Genomic DNA, 25,764 nt, shown 5'->3' with positions numbered 1-25,764 from the left:
CATGACTTCTCAGCTAGTCCCTCTCTCTTCTGAGTCGATGGCCCGCGGCGCCGTCGACGCCCTGGGCGGGTCGACGGGGCGTTTTGCTCGCTCGGCCCACTCCGGGTGGTGGACTCCACTGCGAGTGATCATCACGTTGGCGTGGACATTCCTGGCGTTTGGGTTCTTGAGTAAGGCAACCTGTGCCGGTAGTCGCAAGGGCGAGGATGGCCTCATTAGCCTGAATTGGGACGGTAACCGTCAGTACACGTCCTTCTGCTACAACGACATCATCCCGCTCTATGGGGGCCGTGGACTAGACCAGCCGGGCTTCCCCTATGCCTATTCCTGGGTTGAGGGGGATATCACGCGCTACATGGAGTACCCGGTGTTGGCCGGCATGTTCCAGGGTGCCGTCGGTTGGCTGGCGCGCACCACCTATCCGGCCGTCGAGTGGATTGGGATTGCCGATGTCAGCTGGTACTTCGGGCTGACCGCGCTCATCATGTCCCTCGTGTGGGTAGGCACCGTGGTTATGGTCTTCCAGCTCACGGGCAACCGGGCGTGGGACACCGTCCTCATGGCAGCTAGCCCCCTCGTGGTCATGCATGCCTTTACCAATTGGGACATCCCGTCGGTGGCGTTCATGGTCGGCGCCCTGCTTGCGGTGACCAAGCGTAAGAACTGGCTCGCCGGCATCCTCATCGGGCTCGGCACGGCCTTTAAGCTGTGGCCCCTGTTTATTCTGGGTGCCTTTCTGGTGCTGGCCATCCGCAACAAGCGCTGGTCGCCGTTCATCAAGATGTTCGTGGCAACTATTGCGACGTGGCTCGTGGTGAACCTTCCCGTGGCGGTGGCCTACCCCGAAGCTTGGCGCGAATTCTTCCGGCTCAACCAAGAGCGTGGGGCGGAGTGGACCACGATCTACGCACTCCTGACTCGCGTTACGAACGTGAGCTTTGAGGCCGAATTCCTCAACACCTTCTCCCTCGTGGCCTTCCTTGTGAGCTGCGCAGCAATCGCCGTCATGGGGCTTAAAACCCCGCGTGCGCCGCGGGTGGCTGAGATGATCTACCTCATCATCATGGCCTTCCTTATCTTCAATAAGGTGTGGTCGCCGCAATACTCGCTGTGGCTCATTGTCCCGGCGCTCTTGGCGCTGCCACGGTGGCGCCTCATCTTTAGCTGGGCGCTTGCCGACGCCCTCCTCTGGCCCATCCTCACCTGGCACATGCTCGGCTCGGAGAACAAGGGCCTGCCGCACGAGATGCTGGACATCGCGGTGATCACCCGGGATGGTTTCATCATCGCCATCGGCGTGCTCATCATCCGTCAGATGTGGGGCAAGTCGGAAGACAAGGTTCGTGCCGCGCACGGTGGCAGGGATCCACTGGCGGGGGACTTTGCGCGATGACCATAACAATCGTGGGCATCATCTCCATCACGATAGGTTTCTTGTGCGTATTGGGTGCCTATTACCTGTTTCAGCGTTCTGAAGACCGAACCTGGCCCATCATGCTGGGGTTGCTGGCTCTGCTTTTCCTTACGGTGATACCTGCGAGTTCGGCAATCTTCGTCGCCGCGACTCACTAGGGGGCGGCCGAGGAGACAAGGGATTTCCTTTTCCGCCGGTCAGTGCGGTACTGTGTGAGGGTTGCTTGACGCAACAGACCCTCCTGCCATATCCGCAAAGGTGATATGGCCGATACCAATTACTAGACCATAGGAGGTGATGAGGTCCGTGCGTCACTACGAAGTCATGATCATTCTGGATCCCAATCAGGATGAGCGCACCGTAACCCCGTCCCTAGACAAGTTCCTCGAAGCAATCCGCAAGGATGGCGGCAAAGTCGAAAAGGTTGACGTGTGGGGCAAGCGCCGTCTTGCATACCCGATCAACAAGAAGGAAGAGGGCATCTACGCAGTCGTGGATCTGGAGTGCGAATCCCACTCCGTTCTCGAGCTCGATCGCCGTCTGAACCTGAACGACTCCATTCTGCGTACCAAGGTTCTGCGCACCGACAGCAAATAGCGGATACTGGGTTTCGAGCAATCCACGTAACCGATATTAAGGAGTAAAGACATGGCTCAGGGAGATACCAATATCACGGTCGTTGGCAACATTGTCGCCGACCCGGAACTGCGCTTCACCCCGGCGGGTGCCGCAGTGGCAAATTTCCGTGTTGCCTCCACCCCGCGTCGCTATAATCAGCAGACTTCCCAGTGGGAGGATGGCGAGGCCATGTTCCTCACCTGCAACGTGTGGCGCCAAGCCGCAGAAAACGTTGCGGAGACCCTGACCAAGGGCATGCGCGTTATTGTTACTGGCCGTTTGCGTCAGCGCTCTTACCAGACTCGTGAGGGCGAGAACCGTACTGTCTTTGAGATCGAGGTCGATGAGGTCGGCCCGTCCCTGCGTTATGCAACCGCTCAGGTAAACCGCAAGTCCGGCAACGGTGGCGGAAACTATGGCGGCGGCCAGCAGCAGGGTGGTGCTAACTACGGCGGCGGCAACCAAGGCGGTTTCTCCGGAAACCAGGGTGGTTTCTCTGGAAACCAGTCCCAGTCTTCTGCCCCGCAGCAGTCCCAGCAGTCGGCTCCGAGCAACGATCCGTGGAATTCGGCACCCCAAGCGGGAAGCTTCGGTGGTGCGGATGCAGAACCCCCGTTCTAAGACTGTCACGCAAGTATTCATTTAACTCAATTGAAAGGCAGGGATCATGAAGCTGATCCTCACCGCTGCCGTTGAGAACCTCGGCGCCCCCGGCGAAATTGTAGAGGTTAAGGACGGCTACGGACGTAACTACCTGCTTCCGCGCGGCCTGGCAATCGTTGCCACCCGCGGTGCTGAGAAGCAGATCGAGGGCATCAAGCGTGCCCAGGAAGCTCGCGCAATCCGCGACCTGGACCATGCACGCGAGATCCGTACCCAGCTGGAGGAGCTCAAGGACGTCAATGTCCCCGTGAAGACCTCCGAGTCCGGCAAGCTCTTCGGCTCCGTGTCCGCAGAGGACATCGTGAAGGCCGTTGCCGCCGCTGGCGGCCCGAAGCTGGACAAGCGCATCGTTGTGCTTCCCAAGGGCCTGGTCAAGAAGACCGGCAACTACCAAGTCGAGCTGAAGCTGCACGCTGACGTTATCGGCAAGGTGAACTTCTCGGTCGTCGCTGCCTAAGAACTAAGGCGCACGACGGTCACCCTCCGTCCAGCCGCGTGTGAGGCGCGGCGATGGTACGCAGGTACGTGACCCTCAGACAACAGCAAGGTTTAAGGCCGTGCTCCTCCCACTATGTGAGGTGGTGGAAGGTGTACGGCCTTTAGCCGTTTTAGGCATGCGGGGTGGGGAATCGTCGCCAAGCACGGCATGTGGATAACTCGCGGAACCTGTGGATAAACCTGTGTGCAGTTTACAGTGAGTTTACTCACGCCGCCTTTTGTTAACCCGCAGGTAGCGCCGATTTCGGGTTGAAGGCCCTACTTTTTCACGGGTTTTGTGCGTATATTCACACCTTGAAAAACATGCTCTGACCTGCGGTAATTATCTTCGCTGGTCACGGGCTTGCAGAGTTATCCACAGGCTTGACCTCGCGCTTTGCGGAGCCTTCGTCCGCTGAGCTGGTAATTCCACAGGGATCTGTGGATAACTGTGGCAGTTATACCCAAGGGGCAGTGTCCATTGCCTCGGCTACACTGTTGTGTACTACGCGCGGTTGCCGCTTGGCACTGCCTTAAAGCCTGGCCGTCCGGAGCGGATAGAAGCTGAGATTTTCAGGGGCGGTCAGGGTGGGATCGATGAACGGTGGGATTGATGGACAATGACTAATGCCAGTTTTGATGACGATCAGGTTCCACCGCCGCCCGAACCGGTAGAGGAGGAACCCCGCCGCTCCTACCGTCAGGAGGAGCCGAAGCGTTACGGCGAATTCCGCCAGCCACCCGCGGACCGGGAAGCAGAGCAAGGCGTTCTTGGCGCTATGCTCCTGAGCCCGAACACGGTGATGGAGGTCATTGAAGAGCTGGAGCCGGAGGACTTCTACTATCCTGCGCACACGCTCATTTATCAGGCCATGATTGACCTCTATGCCGCGGGCACCGATATTGATGCGGTGATTGTGGCAGCTCGGCTCGAGCGCTACAACAACCTCGAGCGGGTCGGCGGCGCGCCCTATCTGCACACCCTGCTGGCCACGGTGCCGACTGCCGCCAACGCTCGCTACTACGCGGAGATCGTGGCGGAAAAGGCGGTGCTGCGCAAGCTGGTCGACGCCGGAACCAGAGTTGTCCAGCTCGGCTTCCAAGGTTCCGAGGACATGGAGATCGAATCGGTTCTGGACCGCGCCCAGCAGGAAGTCTTCGCGGTGGCACAGAAGAAGACCACCGAGGACTACCGGGCACTGAGCGATCTTATCGATCCCACTATCGACGAACTCGCCGCCCTGCAGCAAAACGGTGTGGAATCGGGCGTGCCCACCGGGTTCATCGACTTGGATAACCTGACCAATGGCTTGCGCGCCGGCCAGATGATTATCGTCGCCGCCCGCCCCGGCGTGGGCAAGTCAACGCTCGCCATGGACTTCATGCGCTCGGCATCTCTGCAGCACAACAAGACCTCCGTGGTGTTTTCCTTGGAGATGTCCGCCTCGGAAATCGTCATGCGCTTGCTGTCGGCGGAGGCGGAAGTGAAGCTGTCGGATATGCGCGGTGGACGCGTATCGACTGAGGACTGGGCAAAGATCGATGACACCCTCAACCGCATCCAGGATGCGCCCCTGTTCATCGATGATTCCCCGAACCTCACCATGATGGAGATTCGCTCGAAAGCCCGCCGCCTCAAGCAGCAGCACGGGCTCGACCTCATTGTGCTGGACTATATGCAGCTGATGTCCTCGGGCAAGAAGGTGGAGTCCCGCCAGCAAGAGGTTTCGGAGTTCTCCCGCCAGCTCAAGCTGCTGGCCAAGGAGCTCGAGGTCCCGCTCATCGCGATTTCCCAGCTAAACCGTGGCCCAGAGTCCCGTACCGATAAGAAGCCACAGCTGGCGGATCTGCGTGAATCCGGCTCGCTCGAGCAGGACGCCGACATGGTTATGCTCCTGTATCGCCCGGACTCACAGGACCGCGATGATCCCCGCGCCGGTGAGGCGGACATCATCTTGGCCAAGCACCGTGGCGGCCCGATCGACACGGTGAAGGTGGCGCACCAGCTGCACTACTCCAAGTTCGTCAACATGGCGCACGGTTAAATCACAGGTCCACCACGGCGTTGGGGTCACCCAACCGTGGGCCGAGAATGACTAAGACTAGGAAGACGGCTGCTGCGGCGAGTGCGAGCCACCGCCACACGGGGAAGAAGCGTTCGCCACACAGCCGGGCGAATGCCGCGCCGATCAGCGCGCCGAGCGTATTGAAGATGAGGTCATCGATATCGGTGCGTCCCAGGGCGAAGGCGTACTGTGCTGTCTCCAGCGCCAGGCTCAGCGCGAAGCCCCACGCGGCCGTGGCCTTGAGTGAACGGCACATGCTGAAGACGAGCATTCCGAAGGGAATGAAGAAAGCGGTATTGCCCGCGTACTCAAAGAGCGGGCCAAACCACGTGCCACCGGAAAATTCATCGAGCGGCACCAAGCGCAGATCGCGGACACGCTGGTTCTCCGGCTTCCAGAGGTAGCCAATCTGAAAGAAGGACTTCAGCGTAGTCAGCGCAACCATGACCGCGACCCACGCGCCAAGGGCGACCCTATTGAGCAAGGGTCTTACCCTTGAATTCTGGCAGGGTCAGCGCCGCGACAGCAGCGGTGCCGAAGGCGGCCGCGAAGAGGACGAAGAGCCAGCCCGTTCCTGCCACCGCGATGAGCGGCGGAACGATGAGCGGCGCCAGGATGGATGCGAGCCTGCCGAAGCCGGCGGCAGCACCCGTACCGCGCCCGCGCAGCGCGGTGGGATAGAGCTCGGGACCGATGGCGTACAAAGCACCCCACGCGCCCAAGTTGAAGAAGGACAGCAAACAACCGGCCAGGATGATCGTGGCCTCAGTGCTGGCAAAGCCATAGAGACCTGCGGAAAGCGCGGAGCCCACGAGGAAGGCAGCCAGCGTGGTGCGGCGCCCCCATACTTCGATGAGCCAGGCCGCGGCGGCGTAGCCGGGCAGCTGGGCCAGGGTGATAATGAGCGTGAAGCTGAAGGACTTCACCAGGGAGAATCCGTCGGCGACCAGCAGCGAAGGAATCCAGATGAAGGCGCCATAGTAGGACAGGTTGACGCAGAACCAGATGGTCCACAACGCGAGAGTGCGCCCGCGCAGGGACGGCGACCAGATGCTGGCGGCGGTGACGTCTTCCTCGGAGTAGGTCGGTGCCGGGGTCGTGCGGTCGATGTCCGTCGAGTCCACCTCTGCCTCAAAGGAGGCGACGATCTCCTCTGCTTCTTCGTGGCGGCCCTTCGACTCTAGGAAGCGCACCGATTCTGGCAAATGGAGCCGCACGAAAAGTGCGTAAAAGGCGGGCACCATGCCGAGAGCGAGCGCCCAGCGCCAGCCGCTTTCCGACGCCCCCACAACAAACGTTCCAACTACCGCGGCCAGGATCCAGCCCACCGCCCAGAAGGCCTCCAGCAAGACCACCATGCGCCCGCGGACCTTGAGCGGGGCGAACTCGGAGATCAGCGTGGAGGCCACCGGCAGCTCGGCGCCCAGGCCGAGTCCGATGAAGAAGCGCAGGACGATGAGAAGCGTAAGGCCCGTCGCCAGGGCGGAGGCACCCGTGGCGAGGCCATAGACCAGCAGGGTCAAGGCAAAGACGTGGCGGCGGCCGAACTTATCGGCCAAAAGGCCGCCGAAGGTAGCACCCAAGGCCATGCCGATGAAGCCCACGGACGCCAGCCATGAGGATTGGGTCGGCGTGATTCCCCAGTGCACGGCCAAAGCGGCCATGATGAAGGAAATGAGGCCCACGTCCATGGCGTCGAGAGCCCAGCCAATGCCGGAACCGAAGAGGAGACGTTTGTGTTTTCCAGTGACGGGAAGGCGGTCGAGCCTCTCCGTGCGAGAGATAGAGCGATGATCAAGACGATTCATGCAGGCTAAGCATACTCTGCGGAGTGAAAGCTTTTCAGGCGCAAAGAATTACTGACTACAAAAACCGAACTCAACGCCATGGCTATACCCGCGAAAAGGGGGTTGAGCAGGCCAAAAGCGGCAACAGGTAGAAGAATAATATTATAGGCGAAGGCCCAAAATAGGTTGCCTTTGATGATGCGCAGGGTAGCGCGCGCAAGCCGTACGGCATCGGCCACAGAGCGCAGGTCGTTATTCATCACCGTGATATCAGAGGCCTCGATGGCGACATCAGCCCCAGCACCCATCGCGATGCCGAGGTCCGCCTGTGCGAGTGCCGCGGCGTCGTTCACGCCATCGCCCACCATGGCCACGGTCCGTCCCCGATCCTGCAGTCGAGCGATAGTGTCTACTTTGTCGGCGGGCATGACCTCCGCTGTCACGTTGGCTTCATCAATGCCAACGGCTCGCGCCACTGCGTGTGCTGCACCGGTGTTGTCGCCCGTGAGCAGATGGGGCGTGAGGCCTAGGTCCTGGAGGGCGGAGATGGCGGCGGCTGCGGACTCCTTAACGCGGTCCTGTAGCTCGATGGTCCCCACCACGGCATCCGCCACGTAGACGCCGACCTGCGTCCCGGTGCCGTCGTAGCCCGCAGGCGGGCGTCCCACCCGCACGCGGGTACCTTCAACGGTTGCTTCGATCCCTTGGCCCGCTAGCTCGTGGTAGTTCTCGGCTGCAGGGGTGTTGCCGTCGTAAGCCGCGCGGATGGCTCGCGCGATGGGGTGCTCGGAGCCCTGCTCCGCGGCGGCCGCAAGACGGAGAACCTCCTGCTCTGAGTGCCCCGCAGTGGTCTGAACCGCCGCTACTGACATCTGGCCTTCGGTGATGGTGCCCGTCTTATCCAGAACGATGGTGTCGATCTGGCGGGTCGATTCGAGGATCTCCGGGCCCTTGATGAGAATTCCCAGTTCGGCGCCGCGCCCGGTGCCCACGAGGATTGCGGTGGGCGTCGCCAAGCCCATGGCGCAAGGGCACGCAATGATGAGGACGGAGACGGCGGCCACGAAGGCTGGGGCAACGCCGCCGACCCACAGGTGCGCCAAGAGCGCGAGGATAGCGATGCCGATGACGATGGGTACGAAGACAGCTGCAATGCGGTCGGCGAGGCGCTGCACCGGGGCTTTCGAGGTCTGGGCCGCGGTGACGAGCGCGCCCATCTGGGCTAGGACGGTGTCGGAGCCGACGCGGGTGGCGCGCACCTCAAGCCGCCCGGAGGCGTTGATGGTTGCGCCCGTCACCGTGCTGCCGGGTGAAACCTCAACCGGTAATGATTCGCCGGTGAGCAGGGATTCGTCTACGGCTGAATGGCCGGTGAGGACCACGCCATCGGTGGCGATCTTCTCACCGGGGCGAACCACAAAAATATCGCCCTCGTGAAGGTCACCGATGGGTATGCGGGTTTCAGTATCGCCGCGCAGCACCGTCGCCTCTTTCGCACCCATGGTGAGCAGCGTGGTGAGAGCCTCGGAGGAGCGGCCCTTTGCTTTGAGTTCAAACCAGCGCCCAAGCAGCAGGAACGTAATGACCATCCCCACTGATTCGAGGTAAATGTGGTCCATCTGCGCGTCATTGGAACGCAGCGTCATATGCATGGTCATGCCGGGCATGCCGGCGTTGCCGAAGAAGAGCGCGTAGAGCGACCAGCCAAAGGCGGCGGTGGTGCCCAACGTGATGAGCGTGTCCATCGTGGCGGCGCCGTGCTTCAGGTTGGCCCACGTGGCGCGGTGGAAGGGCGCGCCGCCGATGACGTAGACGAGCGTTGTGAGTACCAGGCAGGCCCACTGCCAGTTCTGGAATTGCAGGGCCGGGACCATGGAGAGGAGCATCACGGGCAGCGAGAGCGCCGCAGAGACGAGCGTGCGCTGCAGGATGTCGGAAGCCTCATCCTCGCGGGCGATGTCCGCCGTGCTTGCCGACGCCTCCCCCTCATCGTCCACCGTGAAGGCTCCATAGCCGGCGCCTTCGACGACGTCGATGAGATCGGCGGGGGTCGTCGTCGCTGGGTCATAGCTTACGGAGGCAGATTCCGTGGCGAAGTTGACCGTGGCTTCGACGTTGTCGAGCTTGTTGAGCTTGCGTTCCACTCGGGATGAGCAGGAGGTGCAGGTCATCCCGGTGATACCGAGGGTGAGGCTGGTGGTCATGATGTTTAGGCCAACTCGTAGCCGGCTTCGGCGATGGCAGCGGCGACCTGTTCATCGCTAAAGCCCTCACCAGTCACGGTGACAGCGCCGGTGGTGTGGTCAGCGGTAACGTCGGTGACGCCCTTGATCTCCGAGATCTCTTCCTTCACGGAGAGTTCGCAGTGGCCGCAGGTCATGCCGTTAACGGTGTAGGTGGTGGTGCTCATGGTCGTGATCAGACTCCTTAAGTAGTGGGTAGATACACCGTTGAGCGTATACCCCCTAGGGGTATAGGTGCAAGGGATAATTGAGCCTTGTGTACCGTTGAGAGTTGAAAGAACCTACAAATTTCCCCGAAACAGATAGGAAGAGACATGGCAACGATTGACATCACTGAAGAGACGTTCCAGGAGACCATCTCCGGCGATGGCATCACCCTCGTGGATGCCTGGGCGGAATGGTGCGGTCCGTGCAAGCGCTTCGGCCCGGTCTTTGAGAAGGCATCCGAGGAGCACCCTGATGCCACCTTTGCCAAGTTGGATACCGAGGCAAACGAGGATCTGGCTGCGAAGCTGCAGATTAACTCCATCCCGACGTTGATGGTTTTCCGTGACGGCATCTTGGTTTTCCGCGAGTCGGGTGCATTGCCGCCGGCAGCCCTGGAAGATCTCATTAGCCAGGTCAAGGCTCTCGATATGGATGAGGTCCGCGCCCAGGTGGAGAGCCAGCAGGCCTAATAATTCCGGATAGTTCGTCTATAAGGCGGTCGAGATAGACCGCTGTGCGCGCTTTCCTGTGAGTATCGCTACACTCGCAGGAAAGCGTCTTTACATATAAAGCACTAACGAGCGCTGCATTGATTACTGCTGCAGGAACCACTAAGGAGTGAGCGCAATGGCAAACCCATTCAGCAAAGGTTGGAAGTATGTGATGGCTTCTTTCGATCAGAAGATCGATGAGAACGCTGATCCCAAGGTTCAAATCCAGCAGGCCGTGGAAGGTGCAAAGGAACAGCACCGCCAGATTTCCGAGCACGCAGCGGAGATTATCGGCCGCAAAACCCAGCTGGAAATGCAGCTCAACCGCCTAGTGAAAACTCAGAAGGACTACCAGGATCAGACGCGCCGGGCCTTGGAGTTGGCGGACGCTTCCGAGGATCCGCAGAAGGCCGCCGAGTACAACCAGGCAGCGGAGGTTGTGGCGAGCCAGCTGGTCGCCGTAGAAAATGAGCTGGCGAATCTGAAGTCCCAGCACGAGGCTGCCGCGCAAGCGGCGGAGCAGGCAAAGGCCCAGCAACAGCAGTCGGAGGCCCGACTGAAGGAGCAGCTCGCGCAGGTGGACCAGTTGCTGTCCCAGGCCGATCAGGCGGCGATGCAGGAGAAGAACGCTGAGGCGCTGGACTCCATGAATGAGCTCAAGCCGGATGACTCGACGCCTACGTTGGATTCGGTACGTGCCAAGATTGAGAAGCGCTACGCTGATGCGCTCGGCGCCCAGGAGCTGCACCAGGCAGCTGGTGGTAGCCGGATTCAGGAGATTTCGGCGGCGGGCCACGATATGGCCGCTATGTCCCGCTTGGATGAGATCCGCGCTGAGATGGCCAAGAACAAGGAGCTGGAAGGCTCGACCTCCAAGACCGCAGAGGAGCTCGAGGCCGGCGCCGAAGCCAAGGACGCTGAGGATAAGTAGTAGCCAGCGCCGAAGTAGAGGGACCTTCTGGAGCAGGCCGCATAGCGCGGCCAGGGGAGTTCACCCCCACGCTCCCAAAAGGTCCCTTTATCTATGGTTCGCAGTGATGCTCTAGCTGTCTTGGCGGCGGATATTGATAAGCACGCCGCGGATGCCGGAGTGGAAGCCATCGCGCAGGTTGACGCGCTGGGTTTCGGTGAGCGTGTACTCGTGCAGCGTTTCGCAGGCGAACTGCAGCAGCGGACGGTCGATCTCCGGCGGCAGACCGCCGCCGGAAAGGAGATGGGCTTGGTCGCGCTGATCGGCGCTCGCGGCGTTGTCGAACCACCACGATGCGTATTGCTGCCCCACGTCAAAGGGGGACTGGAAGCCGGCGGAGCTCCACACTTCCTCGGGGAGGGGAACATACTTCGAGCGCAGCTTGCGGCGCGGCGCCATCATCGACGGCTTGGGCGCGGCCGGTTTGGGGGCAGGCTTCGGGGCTTCGGTGCCCGTTTCCTCTTCTGCGTCCGCGGGCTTCTGATCCGCGGCGCTGGGCTTTGTGGTTTGTTCGCCGCAGGGGGCGGGTTCCTCTTCGTCGGCGGGGGCGCTCGGTGCTGCGGACTCCGGGTGCGAGGCGGTGGCAGCCACGTCTTGAGCCGCGGCGGAAGGTGTTGCAGGCCCAGGCTTTGGCGCAGAGGGGAAGGCAGCTTGTGCCTCGGTAGGTTCGTCGCACTCCGGCGCGATCTCATCGGTGGATTCGCTTGCCTTCTCGTTGCCTTCCTCGGAGCTCTGGGGCTCGCGGATGGTCGGCGGCAGCGGGCCTTCAAGGACCTCGAGCTCCATCGCATCGGCGAAGTCCTCCCGCGGATCGAGGATCGTGGTGGAGTCGCAGGCATGGCGCAGCGCCGAGGACATCGAATCCCATCCGAAGCCATAAAGGTGCACGCGCACACCATTGTTGACGGCCTCCTGGACTCCGGGAATCATGTCTGCGTCGCCGGAGACCAAGACGAAATCCGTGACTTGGCCCTTCATAGCGGAAACGATCATATCGGCGACGAGGCGGGTGTCCACGGCTTTCTGGGTACGCCGTTCGCCCCATTCGATGAGTTGTCCGGTACGCAGTTGGACGCCATCGCAGACCCGCAGCGCTCGCTGGTAACGGTGGGGGCCGGTATCGGGGATTCCGTCGTACCAGTATTGGCGGTGGATGGGGTTGCCTACTTGGTTCTCAATCATGGAACCGAGGGAGCTGACTACTTCGGGTAAATCAATCTCTAGCTGGGCGCGGGCCCCCGTCTCCCAAGAGTTATAAAAGCTGGCCAGTAGGTATGACGTGTCAACGAAGACAAGTGTTCGTTCAAGCATGGCTCCTAAATTCCGTTCTATTTCTTCTAACTAATTTTCTAGGGTCACTTCTGTGAGATCTTCCAGCCTAGGGCCGGTGTAGTCCAGTGTGCCCCATTAGTCACAAAACGTCGATAACCCCGAGGAAATTCCCAGGTCAATGGCATTGCCCGTGGGGGGCTTGCGAGGGTTCCGGTGCGGTTATATGGTTAGTTACATGAGTAACCAACCAACGAGGAGGCCGGCATGGACAACTCTGCCCAGCCGCTCTTCCGGCAGATAGCGGTGCTCATCGAGGACGCCATTATTGAGGGCACTCTCGCCGAGGGCGCCCAGGCACCGTCCACGAATGAGCTCGCCGCTTTCCACAGCATCAACCCCGCCACTGCCCGCAAGGGCCTGACCCTCCTCGTGGATCTCGGAATCCTCGAAAAACGCCGAGGTATCGGCATGTTCGTCACCTCTGGTGCCGCAGACCTTATCCGGGCGCGGCGTCGCCAAGACTTTGCGGCTGAATACGCCGCACCGCTCATCGACGAAGCCGTGCACCTGGGCTACACCCGCCAGCAACTCCACGACCTCATTGACCTTGTCGCAGAAAGCCGAGGACTCTACTCATGATTTCCACCCCGCACTTCACCTTCGACAACGGCCTCACGCACGGCCTCGTCGGCCCTAATGGCATTGGCAAGACCACCCTGCTGCGCAAAATTGCCGGGCAATTGGGCGCCTCCGGCATCACGGTCGACGGTGACAAGCCCTATGACAATGAAAAGGTGCTCAACAAGGTTGTGCTTATGGGCATCGACAACCCCTTGCCCGAAGGCTGGAATATGAAGAAAGTCTTCACCGTAGCCCGCCTGCGCTGGCCCACGTGGAGCACAGCGCGCGCTGAGGAGCTGGTCGAGCGCTTCGAGCTGCCGATGAAGAACTACTCGGGCCTCTCCCGCGGGCAGAAGTCGGCGGCGAGCTTCATCGTTGCGGTGGCTTCGGGGGTGCCGTACATGCTTCTCGACGAACCCTACCTCGGCCTCGACGCCGCCAAGCGGGAGGTATTCTACGACGTCTTGCGTGAAGAGCACGGCCGCACCATTATCGTCTCCACCCATCACCTTAACGAGCTGTCTGGTTTGCTCGATACCGTGGCGCTGATGGGGGAGAACCCGCTGTCCGGTCCCATCGATGAGTTCATTGAGGGCGTCGTCCAGCTCACTGGCTCTGCCGAAACCCTCGATCGCGCGCTGGGGCGCCTGCAGCTCCCAGTGCTTGAGCGCGAAACCTCAGCCGTAGCAGACCGCGCGCTTGTCGACGCTCGCCCCAACCACACCGCCAACGTCTTCGACATGGCCCAAGAAATGGGGCTGCGTGCCACCGAGGTATCCCTTGAGCAGGCAGTTCTGGCATTAGGGGAGGCATGATGAAGCTCTATAGGCATATGGCGCTGAGCTGGAACAGCTTCTTCTACGCCTTGTGGATTGTCATCCTTCCGGTGCTGGGAATGGGCCGTGGGCAAGGGTGGGCCATTGGTTACTCACTCTTTATGGTCCTTATGGTTTACCTTTCGCAGCCTGACTTCACGCGCTATCTGACCTTTGGGTTGAGCACCCAGGTGTGGAATGGGCACCGGCGCATCAATGCTTCCCTGACGCTCTTTCTCATTCTGGTTAGCGCACCCTTCGCGTTTCCATGGTGGGTCCTCATCGCCCCGGTGCTCATGTGGGTGGTGTGCATGACGAAACGCTTTGAGCCATCACGACTGACCGCGAGCTCCCTCATCGTAGGCAGCGATGGTGATTCTTCGACGGGCTGGTTCTCAGCGTCCCCGGTCTCCCAGATTGTGTTGCGCCCTCAAGCCCGCGCGTGGATGTGGGCTGCATTCGGTATAGCCATCGCACCTGCGATAAACATCGTGGTGAGCAAGCTGTGGGATACCGGCGTGGGCATCGTAGGTGTCATTGTTACGTTGATTGTCCTGCCGCTAGTTGCTGATTCAATCCGCAGCTCACTCAAAGATGCAGTGGCCTTTGGGCTGCCGCGCGGTGCTTGGGCCAAGACCACTGTGCTGTGCACGGCAATCCCCGTGGTCCTATCGCTCGTGGCCGATCTGGTAGCGATGATGTGGACCGGCAATCCAGCCGGGTTCACCATCGTGTGTCTTGCTACAACGTCACTACTTTTAACTTTCGCCATTACCGACAAACTGACGTGGCTTTACACAACTGCGCTAGCGGGAGCAATCGCCGTACTGTTCATAGCGTGGCTTATCAATCCCAGCGTTGCGATGGGGTGGACGCTCACAGGGATGGCAATCATCTACGTCGTGTGGGTTGCCGCGTATCCCCGGATGGCAAAAAAGACCAACGTGTTTAGCCCGGGCCTCATGGGCTGGTTTGGGGCACGCTGAGCGCCATCCAATGTCTGCGTTAAAAGGTTGTCTTTGTGCACTTCAAGAAGGGGTAAAAACCTTCATTGAAGTGCATATTTGTGTTTTTTCAAGGCCGTGTGTAACTTTATGTGGGTCAGCGCGACCGACAGCGCCCCACAGGAACTGAGGTTCTTGGAGAGAGGCGGTAGGAAAACAGGCCCTGACAACAAATATTTTCTTTACTCGCAGTACTGCGTACCGCCAAAGGCGTTCCGTATGGCTGTGTGGTGACGATGTTTGAGAACTCAATAGTGTGCCAATGTACTTTTTGTGTTGGTTGATTTTATTCATTGTGGCCGTGATGCATTGTATGTGTGTTGTGGTTGGTGTATGCCGGATGGCGCTTTTCTTTCAAGCGGCGTCATTGTAAATAACATAAGTTGTTTGGGCGTAAATGATTTAAAATCTTCTGACTAGGCCAGCCTCCTTTTTGCCCCGTCGGGTTGGGGGTTGGTTTCGAGATTTTTTCTTTATGTAATTTTTGGATAGCCAGTTCAGGCGATGCTGCTTTTTGTGGTGTTGTTTGTTGTGGTTTGTCTTTTTGACTAGGTTTGGGCTTTTCACGGCCTTTTTGTGGAGAGTTTGATCCTGGCTCAGGACGAACGCTGGCGGCGTGCTTAACACATGCAAGTCGAACGGAAAGGCCCCAGCTTGCTGGGGTACTCGAGTGGCGAACGGGTGAGTAACACGTGGGTGATCTGCCTTGCACTCTGGGATAAGCTTGGGAAACTGGGTCTAATACCGGATATGAACTGCCTTTAGTGTGGTGGTTGGAAAGTTTTTTCGGTGCAAGATGAGCTCGCGGCCTATCAGCTTGTTGGTGGGGTAATGGCCTACCAAGGCGTCGACGGGTAGCCGGCCTGAGAGGGTGTACGGCCACATTGGGACTGAGATACGGCCCAGACTCCTACGGGAGGCAGCAGTGGGGAATATTGCACAATGGGCGGAAGCCTGATGCAGCGACGCCGCGTGGGGGATGACGGCCTTCGGGTTGTAAACTCCTTTCGACAGGGACGAAGCTTTTTGTGACGGTACCTGTATAAGAAGCACCGGCTAACTACGTGCCAGCAGCCGCGGTAATACGTAGGGTGCGAGCGTTGTCCGGAATTACTGGGCGTAAAGAGCTCGTAGGTGGTTTGTCGCGTCGTCTGTGAAATTCCGGGGCTTAACTTCGGGCGTGCAGGCGATACGGGCATAACTTGAGTGCTGTAGGGGAGACTGGAATTCCTGGTGTAGCGGTGAAATGCGCAGATATCAGGAGGAACACCGATGGCGAAGGCAGGTCTCTGGGCAGTTACTGACGCTGAGGAGCGAAAGCATGGGTAGCAAACAGGATTAGATACCCTGGTAGTCCATGCCGTAAACGGTGGGCGCTAGGTGTAGGGGGCTTCCACGTCTTCTGTGCCGTAGCTAACGCATTAAGCGCCCCGCCTGGGGAGTACGGCCGCAAGGCTAAAACTCAAAGGAATTGACGGGGGCCCGCACAAGCGGCGGAGCATGTGGATTAATTCGATGCAACGCGAAGAACCTTACCTGGGCTTGACATACACCAGATTGCTGCAGAGATGTAGTGTCCCTTGTGGTTGGTGTACAGGTGGTGCATGGTTGTCGTCAGCTCGTGTCGTGAGATGTTGGGTTAAGTCCCGCAACGAGCGCAACCCTTGTCTTATGTTGCCAGCATTTGGTTGGGGACTCATGAGAGACTGCCGGGGTTAACTCGGAGGAAGGTGGGGATGACGTCAAATCATCATGCCCCTTATGTCCAGGGCTTCACACATGCTACAATGGTCGGTACAACGCGCAGCGACACTGTGAGGTGGAGCGAATCGCTGAAAGCCGGTCTTAGTTCGGATTGGGGTCTGCAACTCGACCCCATGAAGTCGGAGTCGCTAGTAATCGCAGATCAGCAACGCTGCGGTGAATACGTTCCCGGGCCTTGTACACACCGCCCGTCACGTCATGAAAGTTGGTAACACCCGAAGCCAGTGGCCTAAACTTGTTAGGGAGCTGTCGAAGGTGGGATCGGCGATTGGGACGAAGTCGTAACAAGGTACCCGTACCGGAAGGTGCGGGTGGATCACCTCCTTTCTAAGGAGCATTTATTTTGAGCACCAGTTGGTGCTGTATAGCGTGTGAGTGTTTATTCTTACTCGCTTGGTGGTTTATGTAGACGATTGTTTTACTGCCACTGATTGATAATCGGGTGGAGATACATCTTAACCAGAATGATGATTCAACTAACGCGTTGAAAAGTGCTTGGTGCATTGTTGGGTGTCTGGGGCATTGTTCCCTGGTTGTAACCCATGTAAGTTTCAATAACTACTTTTTTGGTGTGGTTGTTGTCTTGTGTGGGGTGTTGTGTGAGAACTGTATAGTGGACGCGAGCATTCAACCATGTGCTTTCCATCTTCTTTGTGTTGGTGGTGGGTCATGGTTTGTGTGATTTCTTTGTTCTTTTGTGTTTTGTGTGTTCACACCAGCATGATGACTGTTGCTTTTGTGGTGGTTGTTGTGTTGGTTGTGTGTTCGTTATTTAGGGCGCATGGTGGATGCCTTGGCATGCTGGGCCGATGAAGGACGTGTAAGGCTGCGTTAAGCCTCGGGGAGTTGTCAATAGAGCGTTGATCCGAGGATGTCCGAATGGGGAAACCTGGCACCTGTTATGGGGTGTTACCCTTCAGTGAATTCATAGCTGTTGTGGGGGTTTACGCGGGGAAGTGAAACATCTCAGTACCCGTAGGAGAAGAAAATAAAATATGATTCTGCTAGTAGTGGCGAACGAACGTGGATGAGGCTAAACCGTGTGCATGTGATACTTGGTAGAGGTTGTGTGTGCGGTGTTGTGGGCCCCAATGTGAATCAGCTACCACTGGTTTGCTTGTGTGTTGTTGTTAGGTGAAGTGGTGTGGAAACGCCGACCGTAGAGGGTGATAGTCCCGTAGTTGAAGGCTTCAATGCATGGGTTGTTGGGTTGCCCGAGTAGCAGCGGGCTCGTGGAATCTGCTGTGAATCTGCCGGGACCACCCGGTAAGCCTAAATACTCAGTGTGACCGATAGTGTATGAGTACCGTGAGGGAATGGTGAAAAGTACCCCGGGAGGGGAGTGAAATAGTTCCTGAAACCATGTGCTTACAATCCGTCAGAGCACCTGTATGTGTGTGATGGCGTGCCTTTTGAAGAATGAGCCTGCGAGTCAGCGGCATGTCGCGAGGTTAACCCGTGTGGGGTAGCCGTAGGGAAACCGAATCCTCATGGGGTGTTTAGTGGCATGTCCTGGACCCGAAGCGGGGTGATCTACCCATGGCCAGTGTGAAGCAGTAGTAAGATGCTGTGGAGGCGCGAACCCACGTAGGTTGAAAACTGCGGGGATGAGCTGTGGGTAGGGGTGAAAGGCCAATCAAACTCCGTGATAGCTGGTTCTCCCCGAAATGCATTTAGGTGCAGCGTCGCATTAGCTTGGTGGAGGTAGAGCTACTGGTTGGTTGAGCGGGACTACAATCTTAGCAATGTCAGCCAAACTCCGAATGCCACTAATTGTGTTGTGCGGCAGTGAGACTGTGGGGGATAAGCTTCATAGTCGAGAGGGAAACAGCCCAGATCGCCGGTTAAGGCCCCTAAGGGTGTGCTAAGTGGAAAAGGATGTGGGATCGCGAAGACAGCCAGGAGGTTGGCTTAGAAGCAGCCATCCTTGAAAGAGTGCGTAATAGCTCACTGGTCGAGTGGTCCTGCGCCGACAATGTAGTGGGGCTCAAGCACACCGCCGAAGCCGCGGCAATACTTTGTATTGGGTAGGGGAGCGTCGTGCATGTGTTGAAGCGTTACCGTAAGGCGGCGTGGAGTGTGTGCGAGTGAGAATGCAGGCATGAGTAACGAATTGGAAGGTGAGAATCCTTCCCGCCGGATGACTAAGGGTTCCTGGGTCAAGTTCGTCTTCCCAGGGTGAGTCGGGACCTAAGGCGAGGCCGACAGGCGTAGTCGATGGATAACCAGTTGATATTCTGGTACCCGTATATCCGCGCCCATGATAAAGCACTGATACTAACCACCGCGGATACGATCGTCGTGTTCTTTGAACACGGTGGTTGTTGATGTCGTGGGGCCTGATGTGTGGTTCAAGTGATGGGGTGACACAGTGTAGTAGCCATGCCGCTTAGTGGATTGTTGGTGTAAGCGTGTGAGGTGGTGTGTAGGCAAATCCGCACACCGTTTAACCTGAGGCGTGATGCGTAGCCCAAATGTGGGTGAAGTTGGTGATCTAGTACTGTCGAGAAAAGCCTCTAGCGATGTGGATGTATGGCCCGTACCCTAAACCGACACAGGTGGTCAGGTTGAAAATACTAAGGCGTTCGGGTGAACTGTGGTTAAGGAACTCGGCAAAATGCCCCCGTAACTTCGGGAGAAGGGGGACCACACGACTTTGACACTTCTTGCAAGTGTTGTGGGTTGTGGGGTCGCAGAGAATAGAGGGAAGCGACTGTTTATCAAAAACACAGGTCCATGCGAAGACGTTAAGTTGATGTATATGGACTGACGCCTGCCCGGTGCTGGAAGGTTAAGAGGACCGGTTAGTAGTCTTTGACTGCGAAGCTGAGAATTTAAGCCCCAGTAAACGGCGGTGGTAACTATAACCATCCTAAGGTAGCGAAATTCCTTGTCGGGTAAGTTCCGACCTGCACGAATGGCGTAACGACTTCTCTGCTGTCTCAACCACAGGCCCGGTGAAATTGCACTACGAGTAAAGATGCTCGTTACGCGCGGCAGGACGAAAAGACCCCGGGACCTTCACTATAGCTTGGTATTGGTGTTCGGTTCGGTTTGTGTAGGATAGGTGGGAGACTATGAGACGTGTGCGCCAGCACGCGTGGAGTCGTTGTTGAAATACCACTCTGATCGGATTGGATACCTTAACCTTGGCCCATGATCTGGGTTGGGGACAGTGCCTGGTGGGTAGTTTAACTGGGGCGGTTGCCTCCCAAAATGTAACGGAGGCGCCCAAAGGTTCCCTCAGCCTGGTTGGCAATCAGGTAGCGAGTGTAAGTGCACAAGGGAGCTTGACTGTGAGACAGACATGTCGAACAGGGACGAAAGTCGGGACTAGTGATCCGGCACCTACTTGTGGATGTGGTGTCGCTCAACGGATAAAAGGTACCCCGGGGATAACAGGCTGATCTTCCCCAAGAGTCCATATCGACGGGATGGTTTGGCACCTCGATGTCGGCTCGTCGCATCCTGGGGCTGGAGTAGGTCCCAAGGGTTGGGCTGTTCGCCCATTAAAGCGGCACGCGAGCTGGGTTCAGAACGTCGTGAGACAGTTCGGTCTCTATCCGCCGCGCGCGTTGAAACTTGAAGAAGGCTGTCCCTAGTACGAGAGGACCGGGACGGACGTACCTCTAGTGTGCCAGTTGTTCCGCCAGGAGCATCGCTGGTTGGCTACGTACGGAAGGGATAACCGCTGAAAGCATCTAAGCGGGAAGCCTGTTTTAAGATGAGGTTTCATTTGAGGTCCCCCAAAGACGATGGGGTTGATAGGCCAGACCTGGACGCACCGCAAGGTGTGAAGGCTACTGGTACTAATAGACCAAAACAAACACACACACCCATTCTTTAGGGCGTGTCAACAACAAACACAACAGTTAATCAATCACACTGCCGTGTTCGCGTCCACTACACAGTATCTGACACAACACCAGCAACCAGACGTTGCCCCGAGTGTTTGTCGGTGGCCTATAGCAGCAGGGAAACGCCCGGTACCCATTCCGAACCCGGAAGCTAAGCCTGCTAACGCTGATGGTACTGCAACCGGGAGGTTGTGGGAGAGTAAGAAACCGCCGACACCAAACAACAACAAACAACTCAATACAACAAAGAGAGACCGTTAAAGCACCATCATTGCTTTAACGGTCTCTTTTTCGTTTTGCCAGCACTACCGGCATGCGTTACCACGTCTGCACTTCCAGGTCTGAACAAATGGCTTTTTAGTGACCGAGTCATGAGGGCCCTCCTCGGCACCACGTCTGTCGATGCTGGGGTGAAGTTGTTCTGTTCGTCTTCCTTGGCAGGGTCAGTTACAGTAGAGGCTGTGGTTATTGGTGTTGTTCGCGCAGACTGTCAAAGTTGGGGGCGTTGCGTTTGACCGACAAGTTTGACCTGTGGGAACTTCCCTATGAGGGAAAGACCTTCTATGTCCTGCTTGCAGCACGGGGCAAAGTTTCTGCTCTGGCGGACTCAGAAAGTGCTGAAAGTCTTGCTACCTCGGATGAGATTCAGACGCGGGTTTCGCAGTGTCCTACACCCCGTGGATTGATGGATAAGGTGCCGGCTGCATGTCTGATACGTGAGGGGCAGGTTGTCTCCCGGGTGAAAGATATTGAGCATTCTTTGGTCTTGAGGGAGAGGCCGGCCCCAGGGTGGGAAGAGGACGGTCTGAGCCACTTCTTTGCGGACAAGACTGTAAATGTCTTTGAGCCCGATAGTCGTTCAGCGCGGGTAAGACTCGGTGATGACCTTAAGCGGATCGACTTTCTTCCGGTTGCCAACGAGTCAGCACGGAAGAGGCGCGTTGACTTAGCCACACATCCCCACCGCGCGGGCGCGTGGGAACTCAGTAAGAAGTTCGCATTGGCGGCGCTGTCCTTTGTTCTTTTGCTTTTCGGGCCGGCGATTCGTGACCGACTAGAACCAGTGATTGAACCCGTGGCTAAGCGCGTTTCGGACCTGCATAGCCGGGGTGAGTTTTACGGCATGGTGTTTGAGTTCTTCCAGATTGACCATGTGATTGATTTTGCGGCGTCTCTGTTCAGTCCGATTGGCGCTGTCGTCGTTCCGGTCGCTGGCTTGGTGGTGGCCTACGTTGCCGGGTGGAAGGGCGCGCGGGACACGGGCACCTGGTGGGAGGCGGCCGGGCGTCCGCTTGGAAATGAACGCGAGATCCCGGCCTTCGAAAGGTAGGTCGAAGGCCATTGACAATGGTTAAATGTTCCTAATTACGGGCTCAATAAATGGTGGGTTTCAAGCGGTAGTTGAGAGGAGAATTCTCGGGGTCTGGCTGTTAATGGATCAACAAAAGAAATGTGTGTCGCCGTCAGGTGCATGGGAATCCGCATGTCTTCGGCCTCTGCAGGGAAAATGACCGGGTATATGGGGTCACCAATAATAGGGATGCCCGCCTGAAGCATGTGTAGCCGGAGCTGATGAGTCTTGCCGGTCTGTGGCTTGAGAGTGTACTTCGCTATCTCGGGAAGTGAACCGTGGATGGCTTCGTACGGTGCCTTATCTACTGGTTCCACGCCGCCGACCTCGGTGATGGCGTTGACTTCGCCCTCGACGATGCGACCTTGCAATTCCCCTGGGGTCTTCTCCATACGGGAGCGCCAGACGGTGCCGGGGGAGACGTCGGCAAGCGGGGCGATGGCTTCGTAAGTCTTGGTGACGCGGCGCTCGGCGAAGAGCGTTTGGTAGGCGCCCCGAACGGTGCGGTCCTTGGTGAAGACGAGTATGCCCGAGGTAAGCCGGTCCAGGCGATGCGCGGGGGAAAGCTCGTTGTTGCCTGTCATTCGGCGAAGGCGAACGGTGGCAGTCTCCGTGATGTGGCGGGCGCGAGGCATCGTAGCCATGAAGGGCGGCTTGTCGACGACCAAGAGGTGCTCGTCTTCGTGCAGGATTGGGATGTCGTATGGGACGGGTGTTTCGGGAGCCGGCATGCGGTAGAAGTACACCATCGCGTTGGTGGCGAGGGTGCTGTCGGGACTAAGCGGGGTGCCGTCTTGGGATACAACCTCGTTCGCTGTGAAGCGGGCTTGGAGGGCCGAGTCGTTGTCGTCGGGGTGGCGGTGACGTTGGGTCACGATGAGGTCGTGCACAAAGTCCCACGCGGTGATGGGGCCTTCGACAACGCGGGCGTGAGTGGGGTTTAGTCCATCGCGGATAGGAAGTGGTGTTGCGCCACGCTCTTTTTGCGATATTCTTTGCCCCATGGATTTCAACTCTATTCTCGCGCCCGTCATCGATTTCTTCTCTAATGGTATCGGTGCCGTCATTCGTGATATTGCTGTGGCTGCCTACAACATTCTTTTCCCAGCGAATGCTGATGCCGCTACCGCCCCACAGGTCGGCCAGTAGGTATTAGACTGGAGGTGTAAGCACTTCGAAAGGAAAGGTCATGGCAAAGGAAGACATTGTCGTCGTCGCCGTTGATGGTTCGGAAGCGTCGAAGAACGCCGTCCGCTGGGCTGCAAATACTGCGGTGAAGCGGGGTATCCCGCTACGTATCGCATCGAGTTATACGATGCCGCAGTTCCTCTACGCCGAAGGCATGGTCCCGCCGAAGGAGCTTTTTGATGACCTCCAGGCAGAGACCCTAGAGAAGATCGAGGAGGCCCGCGCCGAGGCTCACAAGATTGCCCCGGAGCTGAAGATTGGCCACACCGTGGCTGAGGGCTCCCCGATCGACATGCTGCTGGAGATGTCCAAGGACGTCACCATGATTGTCATGGGTTCCCGCGGCATGGGCGGCCTGTCCGGCATGGTCATGGGCTCGGTATCGGCATCTGTGGTCTCTCACGCATCCTGCCCGGTGGTCGTGGTTCGTGAGGATAACCACGTCACCGAATCCACGAAGTATGGTCCCGTTGTTATCGGTGTCGATGGCTCCGAGGTCTCCCAGAAGGCAACCGATTACGCCTTCAAGGAAGCAGATGCCCGCGGCGCTGAACTCATCGCCGTTCACACCTGGATGGACATGCAGGTTCAAGCTTCCCTGGCTGGGCTTTCAGCAGCCCAAGCGGAGTGGGCCGAGGTCGAGAAGGAGCAAGCAGAACTGCTGACCGAACGCCTCGCGGAGTTCCAGGAGAAGTACCCGGACGTGCAGGTTAAGAAGGTTATCGCCCGTGACCGCCCGGTCCGTGCACTCTCGGAGGCCTCCGAAGGTGCGCAGCTGCTCGTTGTGGGCTCCCACGGTCGCGGTGGCTTCAAGGGCATGCTCTTGGGCTCTACATCCCGCGCGCTGCTGCAGTCCGCGCCGTGCCCGATGATGGTGGTTCGCCCAGACTCGGAGTAACCATCGCATAACCTCGCTATAACGATTCGGGCCCATCCGGTGGAAATATGGTGGGCCCGGGTCGTTTTGGTGTTTTAACGCGTACCGTGGAAGTGTGCGTAGATAAACGCTATTTACTGCTATTAGAAGGAGTGAGTGACATGGGACTCGGTCTCGGTTTCTTTGGTTCGATTGTTGTTGGCATCATTGCCGGCTGGCTCGCTGAGAAGATTATGAAGCGTGACCAGGGGCTGTTTACCAACCTCATCGTTGGTGTTATCGGCGGCCTCATCGGTGGCGGATTGCTGGCGCTCTTCAACAAGAGTGTCGGCGATAGCTGGTTCCTGATGATCATTACGGCAACGGTCGGTGCATGTATCTTGCTGTGGATCGTGGGTGCCATTACGGGCCGCAAGAAGTAATAATTCGCATACATACCGGTTTGTCTATATTGTATAGATGAACCGGTTTTGTCATGTAAGGAGAAGAAATGGCCGAAAAGAAGTCGCGTCGCAACCGCCCGAGCCCGCGGAGCCGACTACTTGAATCCGCCACGCGGCTCTTTACCACCGAGGGCATCCGTGTCATCGGCATCGACCGTATCCTGCGCGAGGCCGACGTGGCCAAGGCGTCGCTCTACTCCCTTTTCGGCTCCAAGGATGCCCTCGTTATCGCATATGTCGAGGCCCTCGATGAGGAATACCGCGCCGATTGGCAGAGGCGCACCGAGGACGCGACCGATCCGGAGAGCAAGATCCTCGCCTTCTTCGACAAGGCCATCGAGGAACAGCCCTCCATGGAGTTCCGGGGCTCGCACTTCCTCAACGCCGCCGGGGAATACCCGCGTCCAGAGACGGAGGCCGAGCGGGGCATCGTGGCAGCATGCGTCGATCACCGCACGTGGATGCACTCGACGATCACGGCCCTGCTCAACGCCAAGAATGGCTACCCCTCAGAGGAGCAGGCGAGCCAAATTCTCATCTTCCTCGATGGCGGCCTTGCCGGCGCCCGCTTGACCCGCGACGTCGCTCCACTAGTAACCGCGAAGCAGCTGGCTATTCAGCTTCTCTCGGCGCCTCCTGCTGACTATTCGATTTAAGAATTTTGCGTGCCTCCGCCACGATGGCCGAGTGGCGCTTGCGGGCAGCAGCCTTTTCCTTCTTGTGCGCAGGGTCTTCCTTAAGACGCTGCTTGGCGGCTTTCTTCTCTTTCTTCTTTTCCTTAGCCCGCCAGCGCTGGATGCTGTCGCGGCGCTGTTCGTGGACGGCCTCCGGTAGGGGATAGCGGCGGTGCAGGATGAATTCGTACACCAAGGTCTGTAGCAGGGTAAAGAGGTAGGAGCAGCCCCAGTAGAAGATGATGGTCACGGGGATGGGGCCATGCCAGGCCACTTTCCACAGCATCCAGGGGATGAGAACCACCATGAGCGCCATGAACCACAGCAAGCGGCGAGGGATCTTCTGATCGAAGAGCGTGGTGAGAAAGCCACGGTAGAGCGTGATGAGCGTGTTGAGGGAGGTGAACACCAGTGCCGCCACGAGCATCGGTAGAACCAAGTCGTGATGCTCGCGCGCGAAATCGGTGAGGGGGACGCCGAAGACGGTGGAGGTGCGGAAGGAGGAGACGTCGCCAAGCGTGAGCATCCCCACCGGTTCATTCGCGGAGCCTGACACCCGAAGAACCACCTGGTAGAGGCCAATGAAAGCCGGGATGATGAGGAAGGCGGGGAAACAACCCACCAGCGGATTGTGCTGGAAGCGCTCCTTGAGCTCGCGTTGCTGGGTGAGGATGTCGACAGCCTCATCGACCGAATCGGCCTGCGTGAGGTGTTCATTGAGTTCGGTCATCTCCGGGCGCATGAGGGCGCCGATGCGGCCCTGTTTCACGGAGAGCCAATTCAGCGGAGCGATGATGCCGCGGACCGTGAGCACGAGGAAGACGATGGTGAGGATCCACGCCATCGAGCCGTCAAGGAAGGAACCAAAAAGTAGGTGCCAGAGTTTCATGATTCCGGAGACCGGGTACATGAAGATATTGATCATCGCCTACTCCTCTTTCTGCAGGGTGATGGGGCACTTA

23 protein-coding genes and 3 rRNA genes are annotated in these 25,764 nt (G+C 58.3%); 19 read left to right on the top strand and 7 right to left on the bottom strand.

Features of this window, described 5'->3' with window-relative positions; translation table 11 throughout:
- Nucleotide 1 precedes the first annotated feature (1 nt).
- From R3O64_RS12300 to dnaB, 6 genes are all read left to right on the top strand, one after another.
- Nucleotides 2-1,393, top strand: a complete 1,392-nt coding sequence (locus tag R3O64_RS12300; protein ID WP_154762698.1) for a glycosyltransferase family 87 protein — start codon at nucleotides 2-4, stop codon at nucleotides 1,391-1,393.
- Nucleotides 1,390-1,572, top strand: coding sequence for a hypothetical protein (locus tag R3O64_RS12295; protein ID WP_070524214.1), 183 nt, complete (start codon nucleotides 1,390-1,392; stop codon nucleotides 1,570-1,572). The genes R3O64_RS12300 and R3O64_RS12295 overlap by 4 nt, the downstream gene beginning before the upstream one ends.
- A 148-nt stretch (nucleotides 1,573-1,720) precedes the next feature.
- Nucleotides 1,721-2,011 carry a 30S ribosomal protein S6 gene (gene rpsF / locus R3O64_RS12290; RefSeq protein ID WP_180952128.1) on the top strand — a complete coding sequence of 97 codons (291 nt, stop codon included), beginning with the start codon at nucleotides 1,721-1,723 and terminating at the stop codon, nucleotides 2,009-2,011.
- A 51-nt stretch (nucleotides 2,012-2,062) separates the two neighbouring features.
- Nucleotides 2,063-2,653, top strand: coding sequence for a single-stranded DNA-binding protein (locus R3O64_RS12285; RefSeq protein ID WP_010187897.1), 591 nt, complete (start codon nucleotides 2,063-2,065; stop codon nucleotides 2,651-2,653).
- Between the two features lie 46 nt (nucleotides 2,654-2,699).
- Entirely contained in the window at nucleotides 2,700-3,152 is a 453-nt protein-coding gene (rplI, locus tag R3O64_RS12280; RefSeq protein WP_070524218.1) for a 50S ribosomal protein L9, read from the top strand.
- Between the two features lie 640 nt (nucleotides 3,153-3,792).
- The gene (gene dnaB, locus R3O64_RS12275) at nucleotides 3,793-5,217 is read left to right on the top strand and encodes a replicative DNA helicase (RefSeq protein ID WP_339017019.1); all 1,425 of its coding nucleotides are present in this window, start codon (nucleotides 3,793-3,795) and stop codon (nucleotides 5,215-5,217) included.
- A gap of 1 nt (nucleotide 5,218) precedes the next feature.
- On the opposite strand, the gene R3O64_RS12270 is transcribed toward dnaB, so the two are convergent.
- From R3O64_RS12270 to R3O64_RS12255, 4 genes are read right to left on the bottom strand one after another with little or no spacing between them, the layout of a single operon-like run.
- Entirely contained in the window at nucleotides 5,219-5,683 is a 465-nt protein-coding gene (locus tag R3O64_RS12270; RefSeq protein WP_070524241.1) for a VanZ family protein, read from the bottom strand.
- A 28-nt stretch (nucleotides 5,684-5,711) separates the two neighbouring features.
- Nucleotides 5,712-7,046, bottom strand: coding sequence for an MFS transporter (locus tag R3O64_RS12265; protein ID WP_339017018.1), 1,335 nt, complete (start codon nucleotides 7,044-7,046; stop codon nucleotides 5,712-5,714).
- Between the two features lie 5 nt (nucleotides 7,047-7,051).
- Nucleotides 7,052-9,229 carry a heavy metal translocating P-type ATPase gene (locus tag R3O64_RS12260; RefSeq protein ID WP_339017017.1) on the bottom strand — a complete coding sequence of 726 codons (2,178 nt, stop codon included), beginning with the start codon at nucleotides 9,227-9,229 and terminating at the stop codon, nucleotides 7,052-7,054.
- Between the two features lie 5 nt (nucleotides 9,230-9,234).
- The gene (locus R3O64_RS12255; RefSeq protein ID WP_154736116.1) at nucleotides 9,235-9,435 is read right to left on the bottom strand and encodes a heavy-metal-associated domain-containing protein; all 201 of its coding nucleotides are present in this window, start codon (nucleotides 9,433-9,435) and stop codon (nucleotides 9,235-9,237) included.
- A gap of 147 nt (nucleotides 9,436-9,582) precedes the next feature.
- On the opposite strand from R3O64_RS12255, the gene trxA reads away from it, so the two are divergent.
- Nucleotides 9,583-9,945 (top strand): thioredoxin, encoded by a 363-nt coding sequence (gene trxA / locus R3O64_RS12250; protein ID WP_070533740.1) that lies wholly within the window; start codon nucleotides 9,583-9,585, stop codon nucleotides 9,943-9,945.
- Nucleotides 9,946-10,102: 157 nt separating this feature from the next.
- On the top strand, nucleotides 10,103-10,897 hold the full coding sequence (locus R3O64_RS12245; RefSeq protein WP_339017016.1) for a PspA/IM30 family protein: 795 nt from the start codon (nucleotides 10,103-10,105) through the stop codon (nucleotides 10,895-10,897).
- Nucleotides 10,898-11,008: 111 nt separating this feature from the next.
- Here R3O64_RS12245 and R3O64_RS12240 read toward each other — a convergent pair whose 3' ends face one another.
- Entirely contained in the window at nucleotides 11,009-12,247 is a 1,239-nt protein-coding gene (locus tag R3O64_RS12240; protein WP_101736532.1) for an NYN domain-containing protein, read from the bottom strand.
- A 225-nt stretch (nucleotides 12,248-12,472) separates the two neighbouring features.
- On the opposite strand from R3O64_RS12240, the gene R3O64_RS12235 reads away from it, so the two are divergent.
- The 7 genes from R3O64_RS12235 (at nucleotide 12,473) to R3O64_RS12205 (ending at nucleotide 21,599) form a co-directional block, all read left to right on the top strand.
- A complete protein-coding gene (locus R3O64_RS12235; protein WP_010187877.1) occupies nucleotides 12,473-12,847 on the top strand; it encodes a GntR family transcriptional regulator in 375 nt (124 codons plus the stop codon).
- A complete protein-coding gene (locus tag R3O64_RS12230) occupies nucleotides 12,844-13,644 on the top strand; it encodes an ATP-binding cassette domain-containing protein (protein WP_101736531.1) in 801 nt (266 codons plus the stop codon). Before R3O64_RS12235 ends, R3O64_RS12230 begins: the two co-directional genes overlap by 4 nt.
- Complete coding sequence (locus R3O64_RS12225) at nucleotides 13,641-14,630, top strand: hypothetical protein (protein WP_339017014.1); 990 nt, start codon at nucleotides 13,641-13,643, stop codon at nucleotides 14,628-14,630. Before R3O64_RS12230 ends, R3O64_RS12225 begins: the two co-directional genes overlap by 4 nt.
- Before the next feature lie 591 nt (nucleotides 14,631-15,221).
- Nucleotides 15,222-16,739 (top strand): 16S ribosomal RNA (locus R3O64_RS12220).
- Between the two features lie 434 nt (nucleotides 16,740-17,173).
- Nucleotides 17,174-20,244 (top strand): 23S ribosomal RNA (locus R3O64_RS12215).
- A 122-nt stretch (nucleotides 20,245-20,366) separates the two neighbouring features.
- Nucleotides 20,367-20,485, top strand: a 5S ribosomal RNA gene (gene rrf / locus R3O64_RS12210).
- The 16S, 23S and 5S rRNA genes sit together here, the layout of an rRNA operon.
- Before the next feature lie 295 nt (nucleotides 20,486-20,780).
- Nucleotides 20,781-21,599 (top strand): hypothetical protein, encoded by an 819-nt coding sequence (locus tag R3O64_RS12205; protein WP_339017013.1) that lies wholly within the window; start codon nucleotides 20,781-20,783, stop codon nucleotides 21,597-21,599.
- A gap of 35 nt (nucleotides 21,600-21,634) precedes the next feature.
- Here the strand turns inward: R3O64_RS12205 and R3O64_RS12200 are convergent, their stop codons facing one another.
- Nucleotides 21,635-22,687, bottom strand: a complete 1,053-nt coding sequence (locus R3O64_RS12200; protein WP_339017012.1) for a pseudouridine synthase — start codon at nucleotides 22,685-22,687, stop codon at nucleotides 21,635-21,637.
- On the opposite strand from R3O64_RS12200, the gene R3O64_RS12195 reads away from it, so the two are divergent.
- The 4 genes from R3O64_RS12195 to R3O64_RS12180 all read left to right on the top strand — a co-directional run bounded on the left by R3O64_RS12195 (nucleotide 22,623) and on the right by R3O64_RS12180 (nucleotide 24,784).
- A complete protein-coding gene (locus R3O64_RS12195; protein WP_167595824.1) occupies nucleotides 22,623-22,769 on the top strand; it encodes a hypothetical protein in 147 nt (48 codons plus the stop codon). The two genes, R3O64_RS12200 and R3O64_RS12195, sit on opposite strands and share 65 nt — an antisense overlap.
- 40 nt (nucleotides 22,770-22,809) lie before the next feature.
- A complete protein-coding gene (locus R3O64_RS12190; protein ID WP_339017011.1) occupies nucleotides 22,810-23,706 on the top strand; it encodes a universal stress protein in 897 nt (298 codons plus the stop codon).
- A gap of 140 nt (nucleotides 23,707-23,846) precedes the next feature.
- Nucleotides 23,847-24,107, top strand: a complete 261-nt coding sequence (locus R3O64_RS12185; RefSeq protein WP_010188457.1) for a GlsB/YeaQ/YmgE family stress response membrane protein — start codon at nucleotides 23,847-23,849, stop codon at nucleotides 24,105-24,107.
- A 68-nt stretch (nucleotides 24,108-24,175) separates the two neighbouring features.
- Nucleotides 24,176-24,784: a TetR/AcrR family transcriptional regulator gene (locus tag R3O64_RS12180; protein ID WP_339017010.1), complete on the top strand. Its 609-nt coding sequence runs from the start codon at nucleotides 24,176-24,178 to the stop codon at nucleotides 24,782-24,784.
- On the opposite strand, the gene yidC is transcribed toward R3O64_RS12180, so the two are convergent.
- Entirely contained in the window at nucleotides 24,741-25,727 is a 987-nt protein-coding gene (gene yidC, locus R3O64_RS12175) for a membrane protein insertase YidC (RefSeq protein ID WP_339017009.1), read from the bottom strand. The two genes, R3O64_RS12180 and yidC, sit on opposite strands and share 44 nt — an antisense overlap.
- Nucleotides 25,728-25,764 lie beyond the last annotated feature (37 nt).

The sequence above is a fragment of the Corynebacterium hesseae genome (genome assembly GCF_037850265.1).
GTDB classification, from domain to species: domain Bacteria; phylum Actinomycetota; class Actinomycetes; order Mycobacteriales; family Mycobacteriaceae; genus Corynebacterium; species Corynebacterium hesseae.
Note: the sequence above shows the minus strand (reverse complement) of the source record. Positions and strands in the feature narration are given on the sequence as shown.

Coding starts and splice junctions, on each gene's coding strand:
- rplI (WP_070524218.1), top strand. CDS start 2,700: ATGAAGCTGATCCTCACCGCTGCCGTTGAGAACCTCGGCGCCCCCGGC.
- R3O64_RS12270 (WP_070524241.1), bottom strand. CDS start 5,683: ATGGTTGCGCTGACTACGCTGAAGTCCTTCTTTCAGATTGGCTACCTC.
- R3O64_RS12260 (WP_339017017.1), bottom strand. CDS start 9,229: ATGACCACCAGCCTCACCCTCGGTATCACCGGGATGACCTGCACCTCC.
- R3O64_RS12195 (WP_167595824.1), top strand. CDS start 22,623: ATGGATTTCAACTCTATTCTCGCGCCCGTCATCGATTTCTTCTCTAAT.
- dnaB (WP_339017019.1), top strand. CDS start 3,793: ATGACTAATGCCAGTTTTGATGACGATCAGGTTCCACCGCCGCCCGAA.
- R3O64_RS12240 (WP_101736532.1), bottom strand. CDS start 12,247: ATGCTTGAACGAACACTTGTCTTCGTTGACACGTCATACCTACTGGCC.
- R3O64_RS12255 (WP_154736116.1), bottom strand. CDS start 9,435: ATGAGCACCACCACCTACACCGTTAACGGCATGACCTGCGGCCACTGC.
- R3O64_RS12230 (WP_101736531.1), top strand. CDS start 12,844: ATGATTTCCACCCCGCACTTCACCTTCGACAACGGCCTCACGCACGGC.
- R3O64_RS12200 (WP_339017012.1), bottom strand. CDS start 22,687: ATGACGGCACCGATACCATTAGAGAAGAAATCGATGACGGGCGCGAGA.
- trxA (WP_070533740.1), top strand. CDS start 9,583: ATGGCAACGATTGACATCACTGAAGAGACGTTCCAGGAGACCATCTCC.
- R3O64_RS12265 (WP_339017018.1), bottom strand. CDS start 7,046: ATGAATCGTCTTGATCATCGCTCTATCTCTCGCACGGAGAGGCTCGAC.
- R3O64_RS12235 (WP_010187877.1), top strand. CDS start 12,473: ATGGACAACTCTGCCCAGCCGCTCTTCCGGCAGATAGCGGTGCTCATC.
- R3O64_RS12285 (WP_010187897.1), top strand. CDS start 2,063: ATGGCTCAGGGAGATACCAATATCACGGTCGTTGGCAACATTGTCGCC.
- R3O64_RS12190 (WP_339017011.1), top strand. CDS start 22,810: ATGGCAAAGGAAGACATTGTCGTCGTCGCCGTTGATGGTTCGGAAGCG.
- R3O64_RS12245 (WP_339017016.1), top strand. CDS start 10,103: ATGGCAAACCCATTCAGCAAAGGTTGGAAGTATGTGATGGCTTCTTTC.
- yidC (WP_339017009.1), bottom strand. CDS start 25,727: ATGATCAATATCTTCATGTACCCGGTCTCCGGAATCATGAAACTCTGG.
- R3O64_RS12185 (WP_010188457.1), top strand. CDS start 23,847: ATGGGACTCGGTCTCGGTTTCTTTGGTTCGATTGTTGTTGGCATCATT.
- R3O64_RS12300 (WP_154762698.1), top strand. CDS start 2: ATGACTTCTCAGCTAGTCCCTCTCTCTTCTGAGTCGATGGCCCGCGGC.
- R3O64_RS12180 (WP_339017010.1), top strand. CDS start 24,176: ATGGCCGAAAAGAAGTCGCGTCGCAACCGCCCGAGCCCGCGGAGCCGA.
- R3O64_RS12295 (WP_070524214.1), top strand. CDS start 1,390: ATGACCATAACAATCGTGGGCATCATCTCCATCACGATAGGTTTCTTG.
- R3O64_RS12225 (WP_339017014.1), top strand. CDS start 13,641: ATGATGAAGCTCTATAGGCATATGGCGCTGAGCTGGAACAGCTTCTTC.